The sequence below is a fragment of the Rhizobium bangladeshense genome (assembly GCF_001662075.1).
GTDB lineage: Bacteria > Pseudomonadota > Alphaproteobacteria > Rhizobiales > Rhizobiaceae > Rhizobium > Rhizobium bangladeshense_B.
The window spans coordinates 156,669-174,669 of record NZ_LYPL01000001.1; the positions used below are offsets into that span (position 1 = coordinate 156,669).

At 62.2% G+C, this 18,001-nt stretch carries 19 protein-coding genes; 5 read left to right on the forward strand and 14 right to left on the reverse strand.

Annotated elements, in window-relative coordinates; all coding sequences use genetic code 11:
• The first annotated feature begins 3 nt into the window (after positions 1-3).
• The 4 genes from fliN to A7X77_RS00765 all read left to right on the forward strand — a co-directional run bounded on the left by fliN (position 4) and on the right by A7X77_RS00765 (position 3,412).
• Positions 4-591: a flagellar motor switch protein FliN gene (gene fliN / locus A7X77_RS00750; RefSeq protein ID WP_064681141.1), complete on the forward strand. Its 588-nt coding sequence runs from the start codon at positions 4-6 to the stop codon at positions 589-591.
• Between the two features lie 27 nt (positions 592-618).
• A complete protein-coding gene (fliG, locus tag A7X77_RS00755) occupies positions 619-1,659 on the forward strand; it encodes a flagellar motor switch protein FliG (RefSeq protein WP_064681142.1) in 1,041 nt (346 codons plus the stop codon).
• Positions 1,660-1,886: 227 nt separating this feature from the next.
• Positions 1,887-2,966, forward strand: coding sequence for a flagellar biosynthesis protein FlhB (gene flhB / locus A7X77_RS00760; RefSeq protein ID WP_064681663.1), 1,080 nt, complete (start codon positions 1,887-1,889; stop codon positions 2,964-2,966).
• A gap of 5 nt (positions 2,967-2,971) precedes the next feature.
• Positions 2,972-3,412, forward strand: coding sequence for a hypothetical protein (locus A7X77_RS00765; protein WP_010030050.1), 441 nt, complete (start codon positions 2,972-2,974; stop codon positions 3,410-3,412).
• Between the two features lie 58 nt (positions 3,413-3,470).
• Here the strand turns inward: A7X77_RS00765 and visR are convergent, their stop codons facing one another.
• From visR to A7X77_RS00830, 13 genes are all read right to left on the reverse strand, one after another.
• Positions 3,471-4,217 carry a transcriptional regulator VisR gene (gene visR / locus A7X77_RS00770; RefSeq protein ID WP_064681143.1) on the reverse strand — a complete coding sequence of 249 codons (747 nt, stop codon included), beginning with the start codon at positions 4,215-4,217 and terminating at the stop codon, positions 3,471-3,473.
• An 8-nt stretch (positions 4,218-4,225) separates the two neighbouring features.
• Positions 4,226-4,972: a transcriptional regulator VisN gene (gene visN, locus A7X77_RS00775; protein WP_064681144.1), complete on the reverse strand. Its 747-nt coding sequence runs from the start codon at positions 4,970-4,972 to the stop codon at positions 4,226-4,228.
• Positions 4,973-5,355: 383 nt separating this feature from the next.
• Positions 5,356-7,047 carry a flagellar basal-body MS-ring/collar protein FliF gene (fliF, locus tag A7X77_RS00780; protein WP_064681145.1) on the reverse strand — a complete coding sequence of 564 codons (1,692 nt, stop codon included), beginning with the start codon at positions 7,045-7,047 and terminating at the stop codon, positions 5,356-5,358.
• A 199-nt stretch (positions 7,048-7,246) separates the two neighbouring features.
• Positions 7,247-7,636, reverse strand: coding sequence for a chemotaxis protein CheT (cheT, locus tag A7X77_RS00785; protein ID WP_064681146.1), 390 nt, complete (start codon positions 7,634-7,636; stop codon positions 7,247-7,249).
• Positions 7,637-7,652: 16 nt separating this feature from the next.
• Complete coding sequence (gene cheD, locus A7X77_RS00790; RefSeq protein WP_064681147.1) at positions 7,653-8,207, reverse strand: chemoreceptor glutamine deamidase CheD; 555 nt, start codon at positions 8,205-8,207, stop codon at positions 7,653-7,655.
• Positions 8,204-8,593: a response regulator gene (locus tag A7X77_RS00795; protein WP_004672258.1), complete on the reverse strand. Its 390-nt coding sequence runs from the start codon at positions 8,591-8,593 to the stop codon at positions 8,204-8,206. Before A7X77_RS00795 ends, cheD begins: the two co-directional genes overlap by 4 nt.
• A 1-nt stretch (position 8,594) precedes the next feature.
• Positions 8,595-9,638: a protein-glutamate O-methylesterase CheB gene (gene cheB / locus A7X77_RS00800; protein ID WP_064681148.1), complete on the reverse strand. Its 1,044-nt coding sequence runs from the start codon at positions 9,636-9,638 to the stop codon at positions 8,595-8,597.
• Positions 9,635-10,543 carry a protein-glutamate O-methyltransferase CheR gene (gene cheR / locus A7X77_RS00805; protein WP_064681149.1) on the reverse strand — a complete coding sequence of 303 codons (909 nt, stop codon included), beginning with the start codon at positions 10,541-10,543 and terminating at the stop codon, positions 9,635-9,637. Before cheR ends, cheB begins: the two co-directional genes overlap by 4 nt.
• Entirely contained in the window at positions 10,540-11,007 is a 468-nt protein-coding gene (locus tag A7X77_RS00810) for a chemotaxis protein CheW (RefSeq protein WP_064681150.1), read from the reverse strand. Before A7X77_RS00810 ends, cheR begins: the two co-directional genes overlap by 4 nt.
• A gap of 4 nt (positions 11,008-11,011) precedes the next feature.
• Positions 11,012-13,297, reverse strand: a complete 2,286-nt coding sequence (locus A7X77_RS00815) for a chemotaxis protein CheA (protein WP_064681151.1) — start codon at positions 13,295-13,297, stop codon at positions 11,012-11,014.
• A 17-nt stretch (positions 13,298-13,314) separates the two neighbouring features.
• On the reverse strand, positions 13,315-13,680 hold the full coding sequence (gene cheY1, locus A7X77_RS00820; protein WP_003570362.1) for a chemotaxis response regulator CheY1: 366 nt from the start codon (positions 13,678-13,680) through the stop codon (positions 13,315-13,317).
• A complete protein-coding gene (locus A7X77_RS00825; RefSeq protein WP_064681152.1) occupies positions 13,677-13,973 on the reverse strand; it encodes an STAS domain-containing protein in 297 nt (98 codons plus the stop codon). The genes cheY1 and A7X77_RS00825 overlap by 4 nt, the downstream gene beginning before the upstream one ends.
• 63 nt (positions 13,974-14,036) lie before the next feature.
• Positions 14,037-15,671 carry a globin-coupled sensor protein gene (locus A7X77_RS00830; RefSeq protein WP_064681153.1) on the reverse strand — a complete coding sequence of 545 codons (1,635 nt, stop codon included), beginning with the start codon at positions 15,669-15,671 and terminating at the stop codon, positions 14,037-14,039.
• 623 nt (positions 15,672-16,294) lie between these two features.
• Between A7X77_RS00830 and A7X77_RS00835 the strand changes: the two genes are divergently transcribed.
• Positions 16,295-17,716 carry an ArnT family glycosyltransferase gene (locus A7X77_RS00835; protein ID WP_064681154.1) on the forward strand — a complete coding sequence of 474 codons (1,422 nt, stop codon included), beginning with the start codon at positions 16,295-16,297 and terminating at the stop codon, positions 17,714-17,716.
• Between the two features lie 7 nt (positions 17,717-17,723).
• Here A7X77_RS00835 and A7X77_RS00840 read toward each other — a convergent pair whose 3' ends face one another.
• A complete protein-coding gene (locus tag A7X77_RS00840; protein WP_064681155.1) occupies positions 17,724-17,984 on the reverse strand; it encodes a helix-turn-helix transcriptional regulator in 261 nt (86 codons plus the stop codon).
• Positions 17,985-18,001: the final 17 nt, after the last annotated feature.

An 18,001-nucleotide genomic window follows, 5' to 3' on the forward strand; every position in this document is an offset into this window, starting at 1 on the left:
TTCATGGCTACGAAGAAAACACAGCAGAACAGTGACCTCTCCCTGGATGTGCCGGGCAGCGAAGCGGATCTCGACCAGGCGATCGACGATCTGCGCGGCGTTCTGAAGCAGGATGCCGATGGCGACCTGTCGCAGTTTGGCGGCGACCTGGAGAATGATGCCTTCGGAGCGGGAACGGATCTGGCCGCCTTTGGCGGCGAGATTTCGGATTCCCCTTTCGGCGGCGACGATTTCGGCGGCGATTTCGGCGCTGGCAATGCCAGCCCGGCCGCAGGCATGGATTTCGGCAGCAGCTCTTCGTTCGAGGCGGCGCCGGCGCCGCTCGGCAGCGCGCTGACTTCGAACTTCGAATTGATCATGGACATTCCGATCGACGTCCAGATCATGCTCGGCACCAGCCGGATGCAGGTCTCCGGTCTGATGAACCTCAACGAAGGGGCGACGATCGCTCTCGACAAGAAAATCGGCGAACCTGTCGAGATCATGGTGAACGGCCGCAGGATTGCACGCGGCGAGATCACGGTGCTTGATAACGACGACACCCGATTCGGCGTGAAACTGATAGAAGTTTTGAGTACAAAAAAAGCCTGATCCCTGTGGGGACGGAGAGGTTAGACCATGATGGACTTTGACGATTTCGGCGGCGCGCTAGCCGGGAAACCGTTGACCCAGGCTGAAAAAGCGGCAGCAGTCCTTCTCGCCATGGGAAAGGGCGTCGCCGGCCGGCTGTTGAAATATTTCACCCAGGCCGAGCTGCAGACCATTATCGCATCTGCCCAGTCGCTGCGCGCCATTCCGCCGGACGAACTGCTATCGCTCGTCTCCGAGTTCGAGGATCTCTTCACCGAGGGCGCCGGACTGATGGACAATGCCAAGGCGATCGAGGCCATTCTGGAAGAAGGCCTGACGCCGGACGAGGTTGACAGCCTGCTCGGCCGCCGCACGGCCTTCCAGGCCTACGAGACCTCGATCTGGGATCGCCTCAGCGAGGCGGAGCCGGCATTCGTCGCGCAGTTCCTGCTGCGCGAACATCCGCAGACCGTCGCCTATATCCTTTCGATGATGCCCTCCTCCTTCGGCGCCAAGGTGCTGCTGCAGCTTCCCGACAACCGTCGCGCCGACATCATGAACCGCACGGTCAACATGAAGACCGTCAGCCCGAAGGCTGCGCAGATCATCGAAAACCAGGTGGTAACGCTGCTTGCCGAGGTCGAGGCGGAACGCAACGCAGCCGGCTCGACGAAGGTCGCCGATCTCATGAACGAACTGGACAAGCCGCAGGTCGACACGCTGCTCACCTCGCTCGAATCGATCAGCCGCGAATCGGTCAACAAGGTTCGGCCGAAGATCTTCCTCTTCGAGGACCTGATGTATATGCCGCAGCGCAGCCGCGTCCTGCTGCTCAACGACATTTCGACCGACGTGCTCACCGTCGCGCTGCGCGGCTCGCCGGCCGAGATCCGCGAATCGGTGCTCTCCGCCATCAGCCCGCGCCAGCGCCGCATGATCGAATCGGATCTGCAGAGCGGCATGGGCGGGGTCAATCCGCGCGAGATCGCCATTGCCCGGCGCGCCGTGGCACAGGAAGCGATTCGCCTGGCCAACGCAGGTCAGATCGAGCTGAAGGAGAAGGAAGGCGACGCTTCGGCAGCGGCCTAATCTTGCGAGACTGTTGACAAATCCGGCCGCCCAAAAGGCGGCTGTTGATCACCGTGCAACAGGCGACTACCCTTCATCGATAGGCCGCGCTCTATAGCTGTCGCAGAAAACCCGGTTTTCGCGACCCGCTACAGCTCTTTGTTTTGGTGCATGTCGTCATCCCAAAACCGCTGCCCTTGGGTGGCATGCATTCGCTGCGGCCTGTTTCTTTGACGGAGGGCCGCGACTTGGCAGATGATGACAAGGACAGCAAAACAGAAGCCCCGACCGCGAAAAAGCAAAGCGATGCCGCGGAAAAGGGAAATGTGCCGTTTTCGCGCGAGCTGTCGATCTTCGCGACCATCCTTGCCACCTTCATCTATCTGGTGTTCTTCCTTCCCGAAAGCGTCGGGCGCATGAGCGAAATGCTGCGCGATATCTTCGAGCAGCCCGATCAATGGAAGATCGAAACGGGGCCGGATGTCCTGGCGCTCTTCGTGCGGCTCGGCTGGGCAATCGCTGCGCTGCTGGCGCCTGCCTTCATCCTGCTCATGGTGTTCGGGGTCGCCTCGTCGATCTTCCAGAATCTGCCGACGCCTGTTCTGGAACGCATCAGGCCGCAGGCCTCGCGCATCTCGCCGATCAAGGGCTGGTCACGGCTCTTCAGCCTGCCCGGCCTCGTCGAGTTCGGAAAGTCACTGTTCAAGGTCGTCGTCGTCGGAGTGATTCTGTTCTTCGTGCTGAGGAGCGAATATTTCGGCTCGATCGACGCGATGTTCTCCGATCCGCAGACGATCCTCGTCAGGATGATGACGGCGATGCGCAAGATCATCGTCGTCATGCTGATCGCCACCGCAATCGTGGCGATCGCCGATTTCTTCTGGACGCGCCATCACTGGTTCACCGAACTCAAGATGACGCGCCACGAAGTGAAGGAAGAAAACAAGCAGGCGCAGGGGGATCCCTTTGTCAAAAGCCGGCAGCGCTCGCTGATGCGCGACCGCGCGCGCCGGCGCATGATCGCCAACGTGCACCGCGCAACGCTCGTCATCGCCAACCCGACGCACTACGCCGTGGCGCTGCGTTACGCGCGTGAGGAGAACGACGCCCCGGTGGTGCTGGCGAAGGGCCAGGACCTCATTGCGCTGAAGATCAGGGAGATTGCCGAGCAGAACGGCATCCCGGTGTTCGAAGATCCGCCGCTTGCGCGCTCCATGTTTGCGCAAGTCTCGGTGGATAGTGTCATACCGTCAGTCTTCTATAAGGCCGTTGCGGAGCTCATACACAGGGTCTACGCCGCAGATGCCAAGAACAAACGGGTAAGATAAGCCGAATGAAAAAATGCCCTCACTCTGCCCAGCGTGAAAAGATCCTCGCAGACGCGATCAGCCCGGTCGCCACCGAACTGCGCCTTCTGGATGCCTCTGACCTTATTTCACTGCTGCGCTTCGAGTATTACGGCAATCTGGCCGATCTCGTCGCTTCGGCCGCGGAGCTTTTCTTTCATCCGGGCACGGTCAATTTCGGCCTGGGCGGAAACTATACGCTGGAATGGGGCGGCAAGCCGGAAGTCGTTCTCGACCTGGAAATCAAGCCGCGCGGCGTCACCGTCTATGCCCAGCTCACCCTTGCCGAGGATCATGCCGGCATCGAAATCAATCACATCGCCTTCCAGGATCCCTCTCCCGACCCCGACGAGAATACCGTCTTCCTGGAAAGGAGCCTTCGGCAAGCCCGCTACAGCGTGAAACCACCGCGCGCATTCGCCAGCTGATCGCCCTCAATCAATCAAGCCTTTGCGCCGTCTTTCGTGAAAGGCGGCAGGCGCTGCCTCAGCTGATGTAGCCGAGCCGGATCGCCTTGGCGATCGCCTGGATGCGGTTGACGGAATCGAGCTTGATCGTCGCCGAGCCGAGATAGGCGTTGACCGTGTGCACGGATAGGCCGAGCTTTTCGGCGATCTCTTCGCTGATGCGACCATCGCCGGCAAGCTGAAGACAGGCGATCTCGCGCTCGCTCAGCGCCTCGGCGGCGCCCGTGCGGCGTTCGTCGAGCGAGAGCAGGTCCATCATGATATGGCAGCAGCGGCCGTGCAGCTCGACGATCATGTCGCTCGAAAGATCGATATCATCGCCGGTAAACAGGATGAAGCCATTGCCGACGGCGCCGAGCCGCACCGGAAAGGCAAGGCCGGAAAAAGGCAGGATGCCGTCCTTCAGGCGCGTCATGAACGGCGCGAAGTCGGCCGGGCCGGGGGCCGCCCGGTCGTGAGCACCGGCCCATGAAAGCGGCAGCAGCGACTTCTCGATATGATCGAGAAGGATATCGCCATAGGCATCCGTGAACGCCTTGCCGAAACCGGCATTGGAAGATCCCCAGTTCTCGAGCTCGCAGACGAGGCGCTGCTTTGCCGGCAGGCTGGAGCCGCTGACGCGATAGATCGCAAAGCCCAGAGCATCGGCGAGTTTCTGCATCGCGATCAGCCGCGGAAAAAGATCGGACCGGCTGGAAATCCTGCTCACCCGCACCATCCGCAACGGATCGGCGCCATTCATCAGCCTGCTTGATGGATGCCCCATGGATCCCCCTATACGAGATTGTTGCGGACCGCGAAGGCAATGGCCTCCGACCGGGTCTTGGTCGCCGTCTTGCGCATGACGCTGGTGATGTAGTTGTTGATTGTGTTGCGGGAGATTCCGAGGATCATCGCGATCTCGTCGCTGGTCTTGCCCTCGGCGATCCAGAACAGGCATTCCAGCTCGCGGTCGGTTAATTCGAAATCGCGATCGACCCTGGCGCCGCCGCAGCGCAGGAAGCTCGCGACATAGCCGGCAAGCAGGCCGACATCCCGCAGCCGCTCCGGCGACAGGATGAACCCTTCGCCGAACAGGAACATCAAGGCCAGCCGCGAGCGGCCGACATTGAAGGTTAATGAACAATATTGGCGGCTGGCGCCCTCCGGCACGTCGGCGCTCTCGGGCAGCAGCGCAAAATTCGGCTGGAAGACCTGCATGCACTTTTCCAGCTCGGTGGAGCGGGCATAGCCACTGACGAGATTGTTGGCGATGTCCTTGACCAAGTCGAAGGGCCAATCCGAGGAGACGACGAAATCGAGGCCGCTTTCCTGGATGAGATCACAACGCGCCAGAAGATAGTGCGAGGCACCGACATATTCCGTCAGGGCGCGCAAGCCGGACTGCAACCTGCCAGTGCTGGCGACACTGTGCAGCCGCTGGATCAGCTCATCGCGCGGCAACAGAGCCGGCGCCACTGCGCTTGCGAAATTGATCATCTGCCTCTCGCCTTTGCTCGCCTGAAATACGTTCATATCCATTGGCAACGTCCTGCGGCTGAGAAACGATCACACTCGGTGCAACGGCAATTTTTCTGTAAAGGATTCAATTCATGTCCCGCGGGAATCCCATTTCGAATCACCCAAGGGTAAGCCAGCCGATGTAAAGTACCATCTCCGACTTCTAGGGATTTACTTTCGCCGCCGTCCATGCCCTGATTCGAATGCCGATCATGCCTCTCAAGACATGGTCGAGGCTACGGTGATTCTGGCTGTACCGCAACTTGATTCGCGTTTTACGCGAGTGAGCTCCGCAGCTTTATCCATCTCGCTGAACGCGCCTTACCGGCCTTTGCGGGAACCGGCAGCCCCCTGACGGGAAAGCCCGGCACGAACGTGAAAAAGGCCGGTTTCCCGGCCCTCTCTTATGCTGCCTCGTCGATCGCCCATTTCCGGAGGATTTTCGCGGCGCGCTCCTCGTTGATCTCGACCATGCGGGCGAGCTTGCGTTCCGGGCCTTCCTTGACACGGCGGTTGAAGTTGCCGTCGTCGTCGCCGAGGCTGAGCAGATCCTCGGTGCTGTCGAAGCCGAAGTCGGATCCGAAGCCGTCCATGAGAGCGCCTCCGGGCGCTCCTGCCGCCGGCGCGAAGTCCGGGAGCTCGAGGCCGGCCGCTTCCGGCGAAGCGTCGCCGAGAACCGCGCCTGCACCGTTGCCGCTGACGCTGCGGACCAGCGGACGCAGGCCCATCCAGACCACCACGAAGGCGACCGCGACGAAGGCGAGCGAGTTGATGATGCCGGCAAGATTGCGGCTCAGCATGTCCATGACCCGGACACCGCCGGTGGCGTCTTCGAGCAGTTGATTTTCGAGGAAGTCCATGGCCGTGACGGTGACGACGTCGCCGCGCTTGGCGTCGATGCCGGCGGCCGAAGCGACGATCTTCTGCATTTCAGCGAGATAGGCGTCGACCTTGGCCTGATCGGCAGGCTCGCCGACCATCTTGGCGATGCGACCCTTGTTGACCACCACGGCGATCGACAGCTTTTCGACCTTATAGCTGTTGCGGGTCGTCGCCGTCGTCCTGCTGTTGATTTCGTAGTTGGTCTGCTCTTCGCGCTTGTCGGACTTGTCCTGCGATTCCGGGCCACTGGCACCGCCGGCGTCGGGGGCTGCCTGCGGAATGTTCTGTTCGACCGTCGTCGCGTTGTCGGACTGCTTCTGCTGCGACTGCTGGGCTTCCTTCGTCGAGCGCACCGAGCGTTCAACCTTGGATTCGGGGTCGTAGGTCGTTTCCTGGATCTGCTGGGCGTCGGTGTTCAAGTCGGCGGTGACGCTGGAGCGGAAGTTGTCCATACCGAGGAACGGTGCCAGCGCCTTGTCGATGTTGGATTCGACTTCCTGCTGAACGTTCTGGACGATGTTGAGAGAGCGGTTCAGCGAGCTGTTGCTCGCCTCGTCGCCGGACGCGAGCAGCTGGCCGGCGGAATCGAGGATTGTCACGTCATCGACGTCGAGCCCCGGCACGGCCGAGGCGACGAGGTGGCGGATCGAGGTCGCAGCGCCGCGCCCGGTGGCGGCGCTTGCGCGAATCATCACGGAAGCCGTCGGTTTCTGCTCCGCCTTGCGGAAGTTTCCGACCTCCGGCATGACGATATGGACGCGCGCGGCGGTTATGCCCGAGATCGACTGGATGGTGCGGGCGATTTCGCCTTCCAGCGCGCGAATCCGCGTCACTTCCTGCATGAAGGAGGTCAGGCCGAGCGAGCCGACATTGTCGAAGAGTTCGTAACCGGCATTGGCGCTGTTCGGCAGGCCGCGCTCTGCAAGCATCAGGCGGGCCTTGCCCGTCATGCCCGCCGGAACGGTGATGCTGGCGCCATCCGTGCCGACCTGGAAATTGATGTTGGCTTCGGCAAGCGCCATGCTGATCTGGTTGAGATCGGGAGCGTCGAGACCGACGTAGAGCGATTCCTGTGCCGGTTTGTTGACGAAAAGGGCTGCCGCAAGGACGATTGCAATGGAAACGGCGCCGACGCCACCCAGAATCATCAGGCGCGTTCGGCCCAGGGCACCAAAGTTCTTAAAGATCTGAACTAATTGATTTAACAGATTCATTCTGTTCTCGCACGATCCGTCAAAGACAAAGCAGGCTTATTGCCTCATCAGACGAATAATCGGCGAAACTTGTGCGAGCGTTTCGTGAGGAGCGCGCGAGAGCGAAAGGCTCAAGCCCGTCATGCAGCGATTTTGCGAGAACGACCTCGGTGAAACGAAGGCCCAAGGCGGGAGAAGCGACGCTGAAGGAGTGCGCGCGTTAGAAGAAATCGAAGTCGCCGGCCGCCTTGCTCAGCGGCTGGGAATGGCCGTGGCGGGTGGCGCCACCCAGCGCCTTCTGCATCTCCGCCAGCTTGACGAGGCTCAGCGCGGTTGCGACGTCGACGGTCCAGCCGAGCGGGATTTCGCCGGTGATGGTGTCGATGAATTCGGCAAGGCCGCGCGATTTCTGCACCGCCAGATCGATGCCCTGCATGACCTTCATAGCGTCAGGCGAATTCAAAACTTCGGCGCCGCCGAGGTCGAGGAGCTGCGGCTCGATGCGCTCGATCAGGTAGGCGACATCGTGCAGTTCGGACACGATGCGCATCAGGATGTCGCTCAGCGCTTCCACAGGCGCGGGCGGCTCCATTACCGGGATAAATGTCATATCAAAATCCTCGCCATCAAAAAAATTCGATACTGGTTTCGGCGGGCTTCTGCGGAGCGGCGGGACGCTGCTCGAGAGCGACGGTTCTCTGGGTTTCGGCGCCGGTCAATGGATATTGCCGGGCACGACCGGAGACCGGCCAATATTCGAGCTTGCGCCCGTGCTCTCCACCTGTGGAGGAGCCGACCACCGGAATGCCTTCATCCCTCAGGAACTGCATGGCAAAGGCCGCGTTCTGCTCACCGACGTTGGAAAAGGTCGAGATCGTCTTGGCGCCGCCGAAGATCTTTGCCTCCAGCCGGTCGCGCCGGGCGCCCTGCTTCAGGAGACCGTTGATCAGCAATTCCATCAGATGCACGCCGTAGCGCGTGGCATCCCCGCCTGAGGTCGGCGACGTCGCCGAACCGGGCAGCAGAAAGTGGTTCATGCCGCCGATGCCGGCGACAGGGTCTCTGAGGCACGCAGCCACGCACGAGCCGAGAATGGTCGAGAGGACCGCATTCGGATCGCTCAGAACCTTATACTCGCCTTGAATGATGTGCACGCGGCGGGCTGCCCCCTCAGTGATCATTTCAGGGCTCCAAACACGGCTTCGATGGCCGCTTTCATCTTCTCGATCGTGAACGGCTTGGCGAGCACGTTGTTGGCGCCAAGCTGGGCGGCCTTCTGCACCAGCGCGCGATCGCCCTGGGCGGTGAGGATGATGAAGGCTGCCTTCTTGGTGTTCGGGTTGGTGCGCACCGCCTGAAGGAAGCCGATGCCATCCATCTTCGGCATGTTGAAGTCCGAGATCACCAGATGATGCGGCTGCTCGGTCATGATCTTCATGCCCTGTTCGCCGTCGCCGGCCGACGTGATCTGCTTGAAACCGAGCTGTGTCAGCGCGTCGCTGAGCAGCAACCGGCTTGTTACCTGATCATCGACGATCAGAACTTTGATTTTCTCCGCGATCGACATTTTATTCGGTCCCTTCCTTTCGGGCGGCTGTCATTTTCAATATTTCCTCACCGATGGCAGACAGTGGCAGCTGCTGCTCAACGGCGCCAAGTTCGTGCGCAACCCTTGGCATTCCGTAAACGACACAGGTTTTTTCGTTCTGGCCGAGGGTTCTGGCGCCGGCGTGACGCATTTTCAACAATCCGGCGGCGCCGTCGCGGCCCATTCCGGTCAGAATCACGCCAACGGCGTTGCGGCCGGCCAGTTCCGCAACCGAATCAAAGAGGACGTCCACCGAGGGGCGGTGACCGTTGACCGGGGGGCGGTCGACGAGGCGGCAGCACGGCGCCGAAGCACCGGTGACCTGGAGATGACGTTCGCCTCCGGGCGCCAGATAGATCTTGCCGATTTCGAGACGGGCGCCGTCGGTCGCTTCCTGCACCACCGGCGCGCAAAGCCGGTTCAGCCGTTCGGCGAAGCTCTTGGTGAAGGTCGGCGGCATGTGCTGGGTGATGACCGTCGGCGGGCAATTGGCCGGGAACTTCTGGAGCACGGCAATCAGCGCCTCGACGCCGCCCGTCGACGAGCCGATCGCGACGATCTTGCGGCCGACGCGGAAATCGGCGACCGAGGGCGGCGGCGCGGCGGCAGCCGCCGGCTGGGAGAACTGGCGCTGCGTGCGGGCGGCGGCCTTGACCTTCTCGGCGAGGTCGCCGAAGGGCCTGGGTTCGCCGGGACCCGGCTTGCCGACGCAATCGAAAGCTCCGATCTCAAGTGCTGCAAGCGTCGCCTCGGCGCCGCGATGGGTCATCGTCGACACCATGATGACGGGCATCGGCCGCAGCGTCATGATCTTTTCAAGGAAATCGAGGCCGTTCATGTTCGGCATCTCGATGTCGAGCGTCACGACGTCGGGGTTCAGCCGCTTGATCGCCTCGCGCGCTTCCAGCGCGTCGCCGGCCTGGCCGATGACGTTGACCTCGGGGTCCGAACTCAGAACGGCGGTGATCAGACCGCGCATCGTCGGCGAGTCGTCAACAACGAGAACCCTTGCCGGCGCGCTCATGCCTTCCTCCCGAGACCCTTGGTCGTGTAGCGATAGGTCGTGATGCCGATATTGTCGAAGACGTGTTTCGCCTCGCCGGACACACGCTCGGAATGGCCTATATAGAGATGGCCGCCTTCCGGCAGCAGGCCGGCGAAACGCTGCCAGATCTTCATCTGCGTCGGCTCGTCGAAATAGATGACGACGTTGCGGCAGAAGATGACGTCGAACTTGCCCTTGAACGGCCACTGCGCCATCAGGTTCAGCTCGTTATAGGTGATCAGCCGCTTAACGCGGTCGTCGACCTGAAATTTTCGGCGGCCCTGCACCTCGACTTCGCTGAACCATTGCTTGCGCATGGCGGGCGACACGGTTTCGAGCGCGGTTTCGTCATAGGCGCCGGCACGGGCGATCGCCAGGATCTTCGGGTCGATGTCGGTCGCCAGGATCTTGAAGTCGTAGTCGGCGACATTCGGCATCAGCGACAGCACGGTGAGCGCGATCGAATAAGGCTCCTGTCCGTCGGAGGAAGCGGCCGACCAGATGCGCACCCTGCCGCCGGCTCTCGCCCGCTGCAGAAGCTCCGGCAGCACATGATCGCGCAGATGCTCGAAATGATGGTTTTCGCGGAAGAAGCGGGTGAAGTTGGTCGTCAGATGCGACAGCATTTCGCGGCGCTCCGCCGCACCCGCCGGCGAAGCGACGAGTTCGCAATATTCCCGGAAGCCGGACAGGCCGAGATTGCGGATATGCTTCGACAGACGCGAATAGACCAGCGAGGCCTTCGTCTCGTTGAGGAAGATGCCGGCATCCGAGTAGATCATAGCGGCGATTTCCGTGAGGTCGCGGCGTGTCAGCGGATATTCTCCGCTCGCCAGTACTTCGTCGGCTCCCTGCCTCTGATCCTTTGCACCCATTGCACTCATGCGGCTTCGCTTTCGGTCTCGGAAAAGAGGGCTTCAAGTTCGATCAGGCAGATCATGCGCTTGTCGATGGCGAGAATGCCTCGGGCAAATTGGCGCTCGAGGTCGGAGGAGATTTCCGGTGTCGGCTGAACGATCTCGTCGGTCACCGTCAGAATGTCGGAGACGGCATCGACCAGCAGGCCGACGACCTTGCGACGGACCTGGGCGACGATGATGACATGGCGGGCGGTCGGATCGGCAGGCTTCATGCCGAGGCGGGCGGCAAGATCGATTATCGGCAGCACTGCGCCGCGCAGGTTGATGACACCAAGCATATAGGCAGGCGAGTGGGGCATCGCGGTCGCCGGGGTCCAGCCCCGGATTTCGCGAACCGACATGATGTTCACGCAAAATTCCTGATCGCCGATACGGAACGCGATCAGCTCGCGGTCCCCTTCGCTCAGATTTTTTACGGTGTACGACATTGCCTTACCCTACCGCTGCTAACGACATTTCCGCTTTCAGCGACTGGCCGCGCGATGCGCCGACAACCGCGTCGACATCGAGGATCAGAGCCACGCGGCCGTCGCCGAGGATAGTGGCGGCGGCAATGCCCGGCACGTGGGTGTAGTTGGCTTCCAGGCTCTTGATGACCACCTGACGCTGCCCCTGGATGGCATCGACCATCAGGGCGCGCTGGCCGCCGCCTTCGGATTCCACCAGAAGCGCCACGCCTTCGACAGGATTGGCCTGGGTCGCGCGGAAGTTCAGGATGCGGCCGACATCGACCAGCGGGCAGAAAGAGTTGCGGATCGAAATCAGCCGGTGGTTGGCGCCGAAGGAGTGGATCGCGGCAGCTTCCGGCTGCAGGGTTTCGACGATCGCGGTCAGCGGCACGACCAGCGTCTGGCCGGCGACGGTGACCACCATGCCGTCGAGGACGGCGAGCGTCAGCGGCAGGCTCATGGTGAAGACCGAGCCGTGGCCCGGCTTCGACGTGATGTTGATGCGGCCGCCGAGCGCCTGGATCGAACGCTTGACGACGTCCATACCGACGCCGCGGCCGGAGATATCGGAGATCTTGTCGGCGGTCGAGAAGCCCGGCAGGAAGATCAGGTTGTCGATTTCCTCGTCCGACAGATTGGCGTCGGCCGGGATCAGGTCGTTGTCGATCGCCTTCTGGCGAACCTTCTCGCGGTTGATGCCGGCGCCGTCGTCGGCAAGCTCGATCAGGATGCGGCCCGAACGATGCTTGGCGGTGAGGCGGACCGTGCCTTCGGTGTTCTTGCCGGCAGCCGCGCGCTTTTCCGGCGTCTCGATGCCGTGGTCGACGGCGTTGCGGATCATGTGGGTCAGCGGCTCGGCGAGCTTGTCGATGACCGTCTTGTCGACTTCGGTGTTTTCACCTTCGGTGATCAGGCGGATCGACTTGCCGGTCATGTCGGCGATTTCGCGGACGATACGCGACATGCGCTGGAAGACCGGCTTCACCGGCTGGGCGCGGATCGCCATGACCGAGTCCTGGATCTCGCGGGTGAGCTGCTGCAGCTCCTCGAGGCCCATGTTGATCGAGGAAGTGCCGGTCGTGTCGTTCTCGATGACGCTCTGCGACAGCATCGCCTGGTTGATGACCAGTTCGCCGACGAGGTTGATGAGGCGGTCGACGCGGTCGAGATCGACGCGGATCGTCTGGCCGGCGCCGGCGGCATTGTTCTGGGCGGCGGCATTTGCCGCGGCGGCCGCGGCAGCAGCCGATTCCTTCTTCTCGACGCGGGCGGCGGCTGCCGCCATCTGCGTGACGTTGGACGCGGTCTCGGCAGCGGCAACGGCGGCCGTCGCATCTTCGGACCGCGCGGCGGAAACCTGTTCCATGGCGTCGGTCTCGTCGAGGATCGACAGGTCGAAGGGAACCGGCACCATCGGCAGCTCCTCATTGCCGGCCGCGCCGGCGCTTGCTGCCTCGACCGACTTCACCGTCAGGTCGCAATCCCATTCGGCGAATTCGAAGACTGTGCGGATGGCGTCTTCGCCCTTGTCCGTCTTGATCGTGACGTTCCAGAAGAAATAGGCGCCTTCCGGATCGAGCTCTTCGAGACCCGGCAGCTCATCCATATTGCAATAGATGGTCATCTCGCCGAGACGCGAGAGATCGCGCAGCAGCAGGGTGGCGTCATTGCCCTTGGAATAGAGCTCGTAACGCGGCTTGAAGGTGACTTCATAGGCCGGCAGGTCGGAGCCCGCCTCGTCGCCGCCGAAATCGTCGAAGGAAAAGGGGATCGGCTGGAAGCCGCTGTCATCGGTCGGTTTGGGGGTCGGCGCCGGAGCAGCCGGGGCAGCCTTTGCCGCGGCCTTGGGCGCAGGCGCCTCAGCGGCGACCGAGGGAGACGGCAATTCACCGTTGGCCAGTGCTTCCAACTCCTTGACGAGGCCGCGGCTGCGGCTCTCATCGACGCTGCCGCCGTCGCGCGCGGCATTGGTCAGGTCGGCGAGCACGTCTGCCGACTTCAGCATCACCTTCAGGACGTCCTGAGTCGGCTCGAGCTTGTTGGAACGAACGCAATCGAGAGTGGTCTCGAACACATGGGCGAAGGCAACCAGATCATCAAGGCCGAAGGCGCCGGCGCCCCCCTTGATCGAATGCACGGCACGGAACACCGCATTGACGGTTTCCGGATCGCGATCGCCATCGTTCATTTTCAGAAGACCGGATTCCAGCTCGGCGAGCTGTTCCTCGCACTCCTGGAAAAAGATCTCTTTGATTTCGTTCATATCCATAGGAGCAAATCCTGGGTTTAAGCGGTTACACGCTCAATTGCATCGATCAGCTTGGCCGGGTCGAAAGGCTTGACGATCCAGCCCGTGGCGCCGGCCTGGCGGGCGCGGTTCTTCTTTTCCGCGTCGCTCTCGGTCGTCAGGACCAGGATCGGGATCGCCCGATATTTCTCGTTGCGGCGGACACCTTCGATGAAGCCGAAACCGTCGAGGCGCGGCATGTTGATGTCGGTGACGATGACGTCAGGATTGGACTCTTCGAGAACCTCGAGACCCTCGACGCCGTCTTCCGCCTGGATGGTCTCGAAGCCGGCATTGTTCAGCGTCACGAGCAGCATGTTTCGGATGGTGCGGGAATCATCCACGGTCAGTACTTTTTTCTTCATTGCCGAATCTCCTTGGCAAGCAGGTGGTCAATATTGACGCCAACCAGCTGCATGGTTTTTTGAAATGCGTCGGACACCTGGGAGAAGGTGAACGGCTGCTGGTCCTGCGCCCAGGTCTTCTCCGCGGACATCAGGACCTGTGCGCAAAGAGCACCGATCCGCTCAACGCCGGATGCATCGATCGAAAGACCGCTGCCCCTGAACGAGAGGAGTTTTTCACGCAAGGCGGAAGCCTCGTTGAGGTCGAGCACCGCTGTCAAATTCAGCGTCTTGCCACTCTTCTTTGCTACCATCAGCTTGTCCTTGTCCCCTTGTCCCCGGCCCGAAAAGATGAGCTGAGGCGATAATCCGATAGGTTAGTAAACATTCCGCCCACCTCCGACGCCTGCGAGCGACTGGGGAAGGCCAAAATCGTCATTTTCATATTCGTCCTCGACCGCGGCGGCGCGGGCGACGGCGTCGATGACACGCGACGGCGCCACGCGGACCGGCGCCGGCCGGCCGGCATGGGCGTTTTCGCGGGCGATGCGGAATTCGCGCACCGTGCGGCCGAGCTCGAGAATGACGGTGTGGAGATGGTCGGCGCCTTGCGTCGAACGCTCGGCAAGGTCGGCGCTATCGGCCACCTCGACGCCCAGGCCCTTGACGTCCGCGACCACGCCGTCGAGGCTTGCGGCATGTTCGCCGGTCCTTGTGGCGATGCCTGAGATGGCGGCATTGATGTCGGTGACCTGGCGCACGATGCTGCCGATCGAATCCTGCGTACGGCCGACCATTTGCACGCCGGCGTCGACCTGCGCCTTGGTGGTCGTCACCAGCGTCTTGATCTCGCGGGCGGCTTCGGCCGAGCGCTGAGCCAGTGCCCGGACTTCCTGGGCGACGACGGCAAAACCGCGGCCGGAATCACCGGCCCGCGCCGCCTCGATGCCGGCATTCAGCGCCAGAAGATTGGTTTGGAAGGCGATCTCGTCGATCGCGCCGATGATCTGGCCAATTTTTTCGGCCGACTGCTCGATGTCGGCCATGGCGCTGATGGCGCGGCCGACGACCTCGCCGCTTTCCTCGACGGCGGCGCGCGTCGATGCGGCCGCCTGTTCGGCGGCGCGGCTGTCGGCGGCGCCGTCACGCACGCTGCCGGCAATGCCGGCAAGGGCGGTGGCGGAAAGCTGCAGCCGGTCGGCCTGGCCGGACGCCGTGCCGGCGAACTGCCGCGACAGGTCGGCAAGCGACGCCGTTGCCGCTTCAGCCTTGACGGTGCGTCCGGTGATGTCGGCGAATTCGGCCTGGAGACCGTCCAAGGCGCCGTTCAGCGTGGCGGCGATCCCGGCATAGGCGCCGTCGGCATCGACGGGAGCACGCCGCGTCAGATCGCGGGCGGCCAGGCCTTCAATGACATCGCCGAAGATCCTGACGATCTCGGCCTCATTATCGGCGCGCTGATCGGCAAGCGCGCGGTGCTGGGCGGCGCGCAGCGCATTGAAGCGGAGCGACACGGCGATTTCCACATCGACCATGACGATGCGGATGATCGCCGTCATCAGTTCGGAGATTTCGCGGGTGCGGCGCTTGGCCGACGGCAGCAGCGGCCGGCCGGCGATTTCCTCGGCGAGGCCGGAAAGGACGTGCTCAAGCATGACGCCGTGACCGGCGACGTGCCAGCGCGGGTCGAGACCCATCTTGTTTTCGGTATCGGAGAGAACCTTGACGCGCTCGGCATATAGGCTGTCGAAGCGGGCATCCGTCAGCACGTCCCAATGCGAGGACTGCAAATCATGCAGGCGTTCGACCTGGCGCTCGCTCTCGAAGTTGCGCGAGGCGTCGGGGAATGACTGGAACCGGTGGAAGAGGTCACGCAGCCCGGCCTTCAGATAGGCCTCGAGGGCCGGCCGGTTGCGACGCACCAGCTCGCACTGATCGGCATCGAGACGGGCAAAACGCAGGCGGTCGCGCAAGCTACCTGCCTGCGCTCCACGAGCCTGATCTGATGGCATGTCCTGCCTCAACGCCTGTCCCAACCCACTTTCCAGGCGGATGCCCGGCTAAAACTTTCGCTGCATCCGATGAACGCAAAGCGTGGAGACGGTCCCTGGCCTCCGGTACAACCGGCGGCTCAAAACCCCCTGATCAGCCATGTTTCGGAGCTGTCTGAAGAGATGGATACCGGATCGACCCGGTACGGCGGTACGGCGTCATGCCTGGTGGGAACGAGTGCATCTTCCCATTCCGACGTGTAACCCAATGTTTATGGTTAATTCCTTGCCTGAAGGTTAATAAGCCTGTCCAGGCGCCGGCTTTTGAAGCAATTCAAGGCAGTTCGCGAGAAATACTGCCAGAGAGTTGCACGCCTGCTACAAGGCACACGCAAGCTCCGTGTTATATGCCGGTCGACAACCAAGACATGACGTCGACAAGGACAGAGCAATGATTGTTCTCGGATTGGGTTCCTGCTTGATCGCAATGGGTGTACTTGCAGCCATCGCCCGGCTCGACTCCCTCGCCGCAAACCGCGACATCCGCATGCTTCGTGTGTTCTGACTTCCCTTCCCCGTTGGCAGTCCGGCGCCTTTGGTGTAATCGCACTCGCGCCTTTCATGTCAGCGGAACACTTAAGTTCATGTCCCTCAGATCTGGTCTTCTCATCGTTTTCGGCTTCACGCTCTGGCGCGTCGTCACGCTCAATTTCGATGCGACGGACCTTTTCGTCGATGAGGCGCAATACTGGTTCTGGGCGCAGAATCTCGATCTCGGCTATTACTCCAAACCGCCGATGATCGCCTGGGTGATCCGGGCGATGACCGAGCTTTCCGGCTCCAACGCCATCTACTTCATCAGGCTGCTCGGGCCATTGATCCACATGGCGGCGGCCCTGGTGCTGATGAAGGTGGCAAAGCGTTTCGTCGGACCGGAGATCGAAGGCTGGACGGGAGCCACCTATATCACGCTGCCTGGCGTGGCGCTTTCCTCGGTGTTCTTCTCGACCGACGTCATCCTGCTGTTCTTCATCGCCATCGCCCTCCTTGCCTATTTCGGCCTGACGCAGCGGCGCTCGGTCGGGCTGGCGCTCGTCATGGGCCTCGGCGTCGGCCTCGCCTTCCTGACGAAATATGCCGTGCTGTTCGTCGTTCCGGGCGGCGCACTCGCCCTGCTCCTCATTCCGGCGGCACGCATCGCCATCCGGGATTTCATTATCGCAGTCGCGGTCGCGGCGGTCGTTGCCTTGCCGAACCTCTGGTGGAACCTGCAGCACGACAATACGACGGTGCGCCATACGCAGGATATCGCCCATTGGAGCGACCTCAGCATCAATTTCCGCCGCGGGCTTGAATTCTTCGCCGCGCAGTTCGGCGTCGTCGGGCCGATCGTCTTCTTCGCTATCCTCTGGGCCGTCTACCGTATGATCAAGGGCCGGAGCGACGACCGCGAGAAGATGCTGGTCTGGCTGTCGATGCCGGTGGTGGCGCTCATCACCCTGCAGGCGACGGTCGCCAAGGCCTATGCCAACTGGGCCGTGACCGCCTATGTCGCGGGGACGATCCTCGCCGTCTGGCTGCTTTATCGGTTGTGGCCGAAGGGGCTCAGGCTGTCGCTCACCATCAACGGCGTCGCAAGCCTGCTCTTTCCGCTGGCGACGATCTTTCCGCAGCAGGTGCTGCTGCCGAACGGCGACGAATTGATGAAGCGTTATCTCGGCCGCGCCGAGGTCAGCCGCGAGGCTGCAGCGCTCGCCGATCAGGCCGGCATCGACATCATCGTCACCAACAACCGCGACATGGTCGCCGATCTTTTCTATACGCTGCGCGACGCATCCTACAGGATCTATGCGCGGGCGCCGGCAGGCCTTCCGGAGAGCTATTACGAGCAGGAATTCGCCCTGCCCGCCGGGACCGCCAGTCAGGTGCTTTTCCTGACGGACGGTCCCTTCGCCTGCGCGGCCGAAACGCCCGAGGTGCTGAAGAGCTGGCAGCCGGCTGCAGGCTACTACAAGGGCAAGACGCTCTACATCTACAAAGTCTCGGCCACCTGCCTGGCGCCGTGAGTCCGGTTTAACTAGGCCGATCGGGAAGGCAGAGGCCGGTGCCCGCGCCTTCGATTTCGACGAACCTGACGCCGCCCTCTTCGAAGGCGAGGCGCAGCTGCGCCTCCGTCGCACGGTGGATGTCGTGGTGGCGTCCCTCGTAGTCGCGGATGGTGCTGCGCGAGACGGCTGCCCTTTCGGCCAGGTCGGTCTGGGTCCAGTCGAGCAGGCCACGCGCCGCGCGGCAGAGAGCGGGCGTGAGAATTGTCGCCTTTGCGCCTTGACCCATGATTTCAAGTCACCCAT

What these genes read in the sequence shown, in the direction of transcription:
- A7X77_RS00830 (WP_064681153.1), bottom strand. Translation starts at nt 15,671, where the DNA reads ATGCCATCAGATCAGGCTCGTGGAGCGCAGGCAGGTAGCTTGCGCGAC.
- cheR (WP_064681149.1), bottom strand. Translation starts at nt 10,543, where the DNA reads ATGAGTGCAATGGGTGCAAAGGATCAGAGGCAGGGAGCCGACGAAGTA.
- A7X77_RS00825 (WP_064681152.1), bottom strand. Translation starts at nt 13,973, where the DNA reads ATGGTAGCAAAGAAGAGTGGCAAGACGCTGAATTTGACAGCGGTGCTC.
- fliN (WP_064681141.1), top strand. Translation starts at nt 4, where the DNA reads ATGGCTACGAAGAAAACACAGCAGAACAGTGACCTCTCCCTGGATGTG.
- fliG (WP_064681142.1), top strand. Translation starts at nt 619, where the DNA reads ATGATGGACTTTGACGATTTCGGCGGCGCGCTAGCCGGGAAACCGTTG.
- fliF (WP_064681145.1), bottom strand. Translation starts at nt 7,047, where the DNA reads ATGAATCTGTTAAATCAATTAGTTCAGATCTTTAAGAACTTTGGTGCC.
- cheB (WP_064681148.1), bottom strand. Translation starts at nt 9,638, where the DNA reads ATGAGCGCGCCGGCAAGGGTTCTCGTTGTTGACGACTCGCCGACGATG.
- A7X77_RS00835 (WP_064681154.1), top strand. Translation starts at nt 16,295, where the DNA reads ATGTCCCTCAGATCTGGTCTTCTCATCGTTTTCGGCTTCACGCTCTGG.
- A7X77_RS00810 (WP_064681150.1), bottom strand. Translation starts at nt 11,007, where the DNA reads ATGTCGTACACCGTAAAAAATCTGAGCGAAGGGGACCGCGAGCTGATC.
- cheD (WP_064681147.1), bottom strand. Translation starts at nt 8,207, where the DNA reads ATGATCACTGAGGGGGCAGCCCGCCGCGTGCACATCATTCAAGGCGAG.
- A7X77_RS00765 (WP_010030050.1), top strand. Translation starts at nt 2,972, where the DNA reads ATGAAAAAATGCCCTCACTCTGCCCAGCGTGAAAAGATCCTCGCAGAC.
- visR (WP_064681143.1), bottom strand. Translation starts at nt 4,217, where the DNA reads ATGGGGCATCCATCAAGCAGGCTGATGAATGGCGCCGATCCGTTGCGG.
- A7X77_RS00795 (WP_004672258.1), bottom strand. Translation starts at nt 8,593, where the DNA reads ATGTCGATCGCGGAGAAAATCAAAGTTCTGATCGTCGATGATCAGGTA.
- cheY1 (WP_003570362.1), bottom strand. Translation starts at nt 13,680, where the DNA reads ATGAAGAAAAAAGTACTGACCGTGGATGATTCCCGCACCATCCGAAAC.
- visN (WP_064681144.1), bottom strand. Translation starts at nt 4,972, where the DNA reads ATGGATATGAACGTATTTCAGGCGAGCAAAGGCGAGAGGCAGATGATC.
- cheT (WP_064681146.1), bottom strand. Translation starts at nt 7,636, where the DNA reads ATGACATTTATCCCGGTAATGGAGCCGCCCGCGCCTGTGGAAGCGCTG.
- A7X77_RS00815 (WP_064681151.1), bottom strand. Translation starts at nt 13,297, where the DNA reads ATGGATATGAACGAAATCAAAGAGATCTTTTTCCAGGAGTGCGAGGAA.
- A7X77_RS00840 (WP_064681155.1), bottom strand. Translation starts at nt 17,984, where the DNA reads ATGGGTCAAGGCGCAAAGGCGACAATTCTCACGCCCGCTCTCTGCCGC.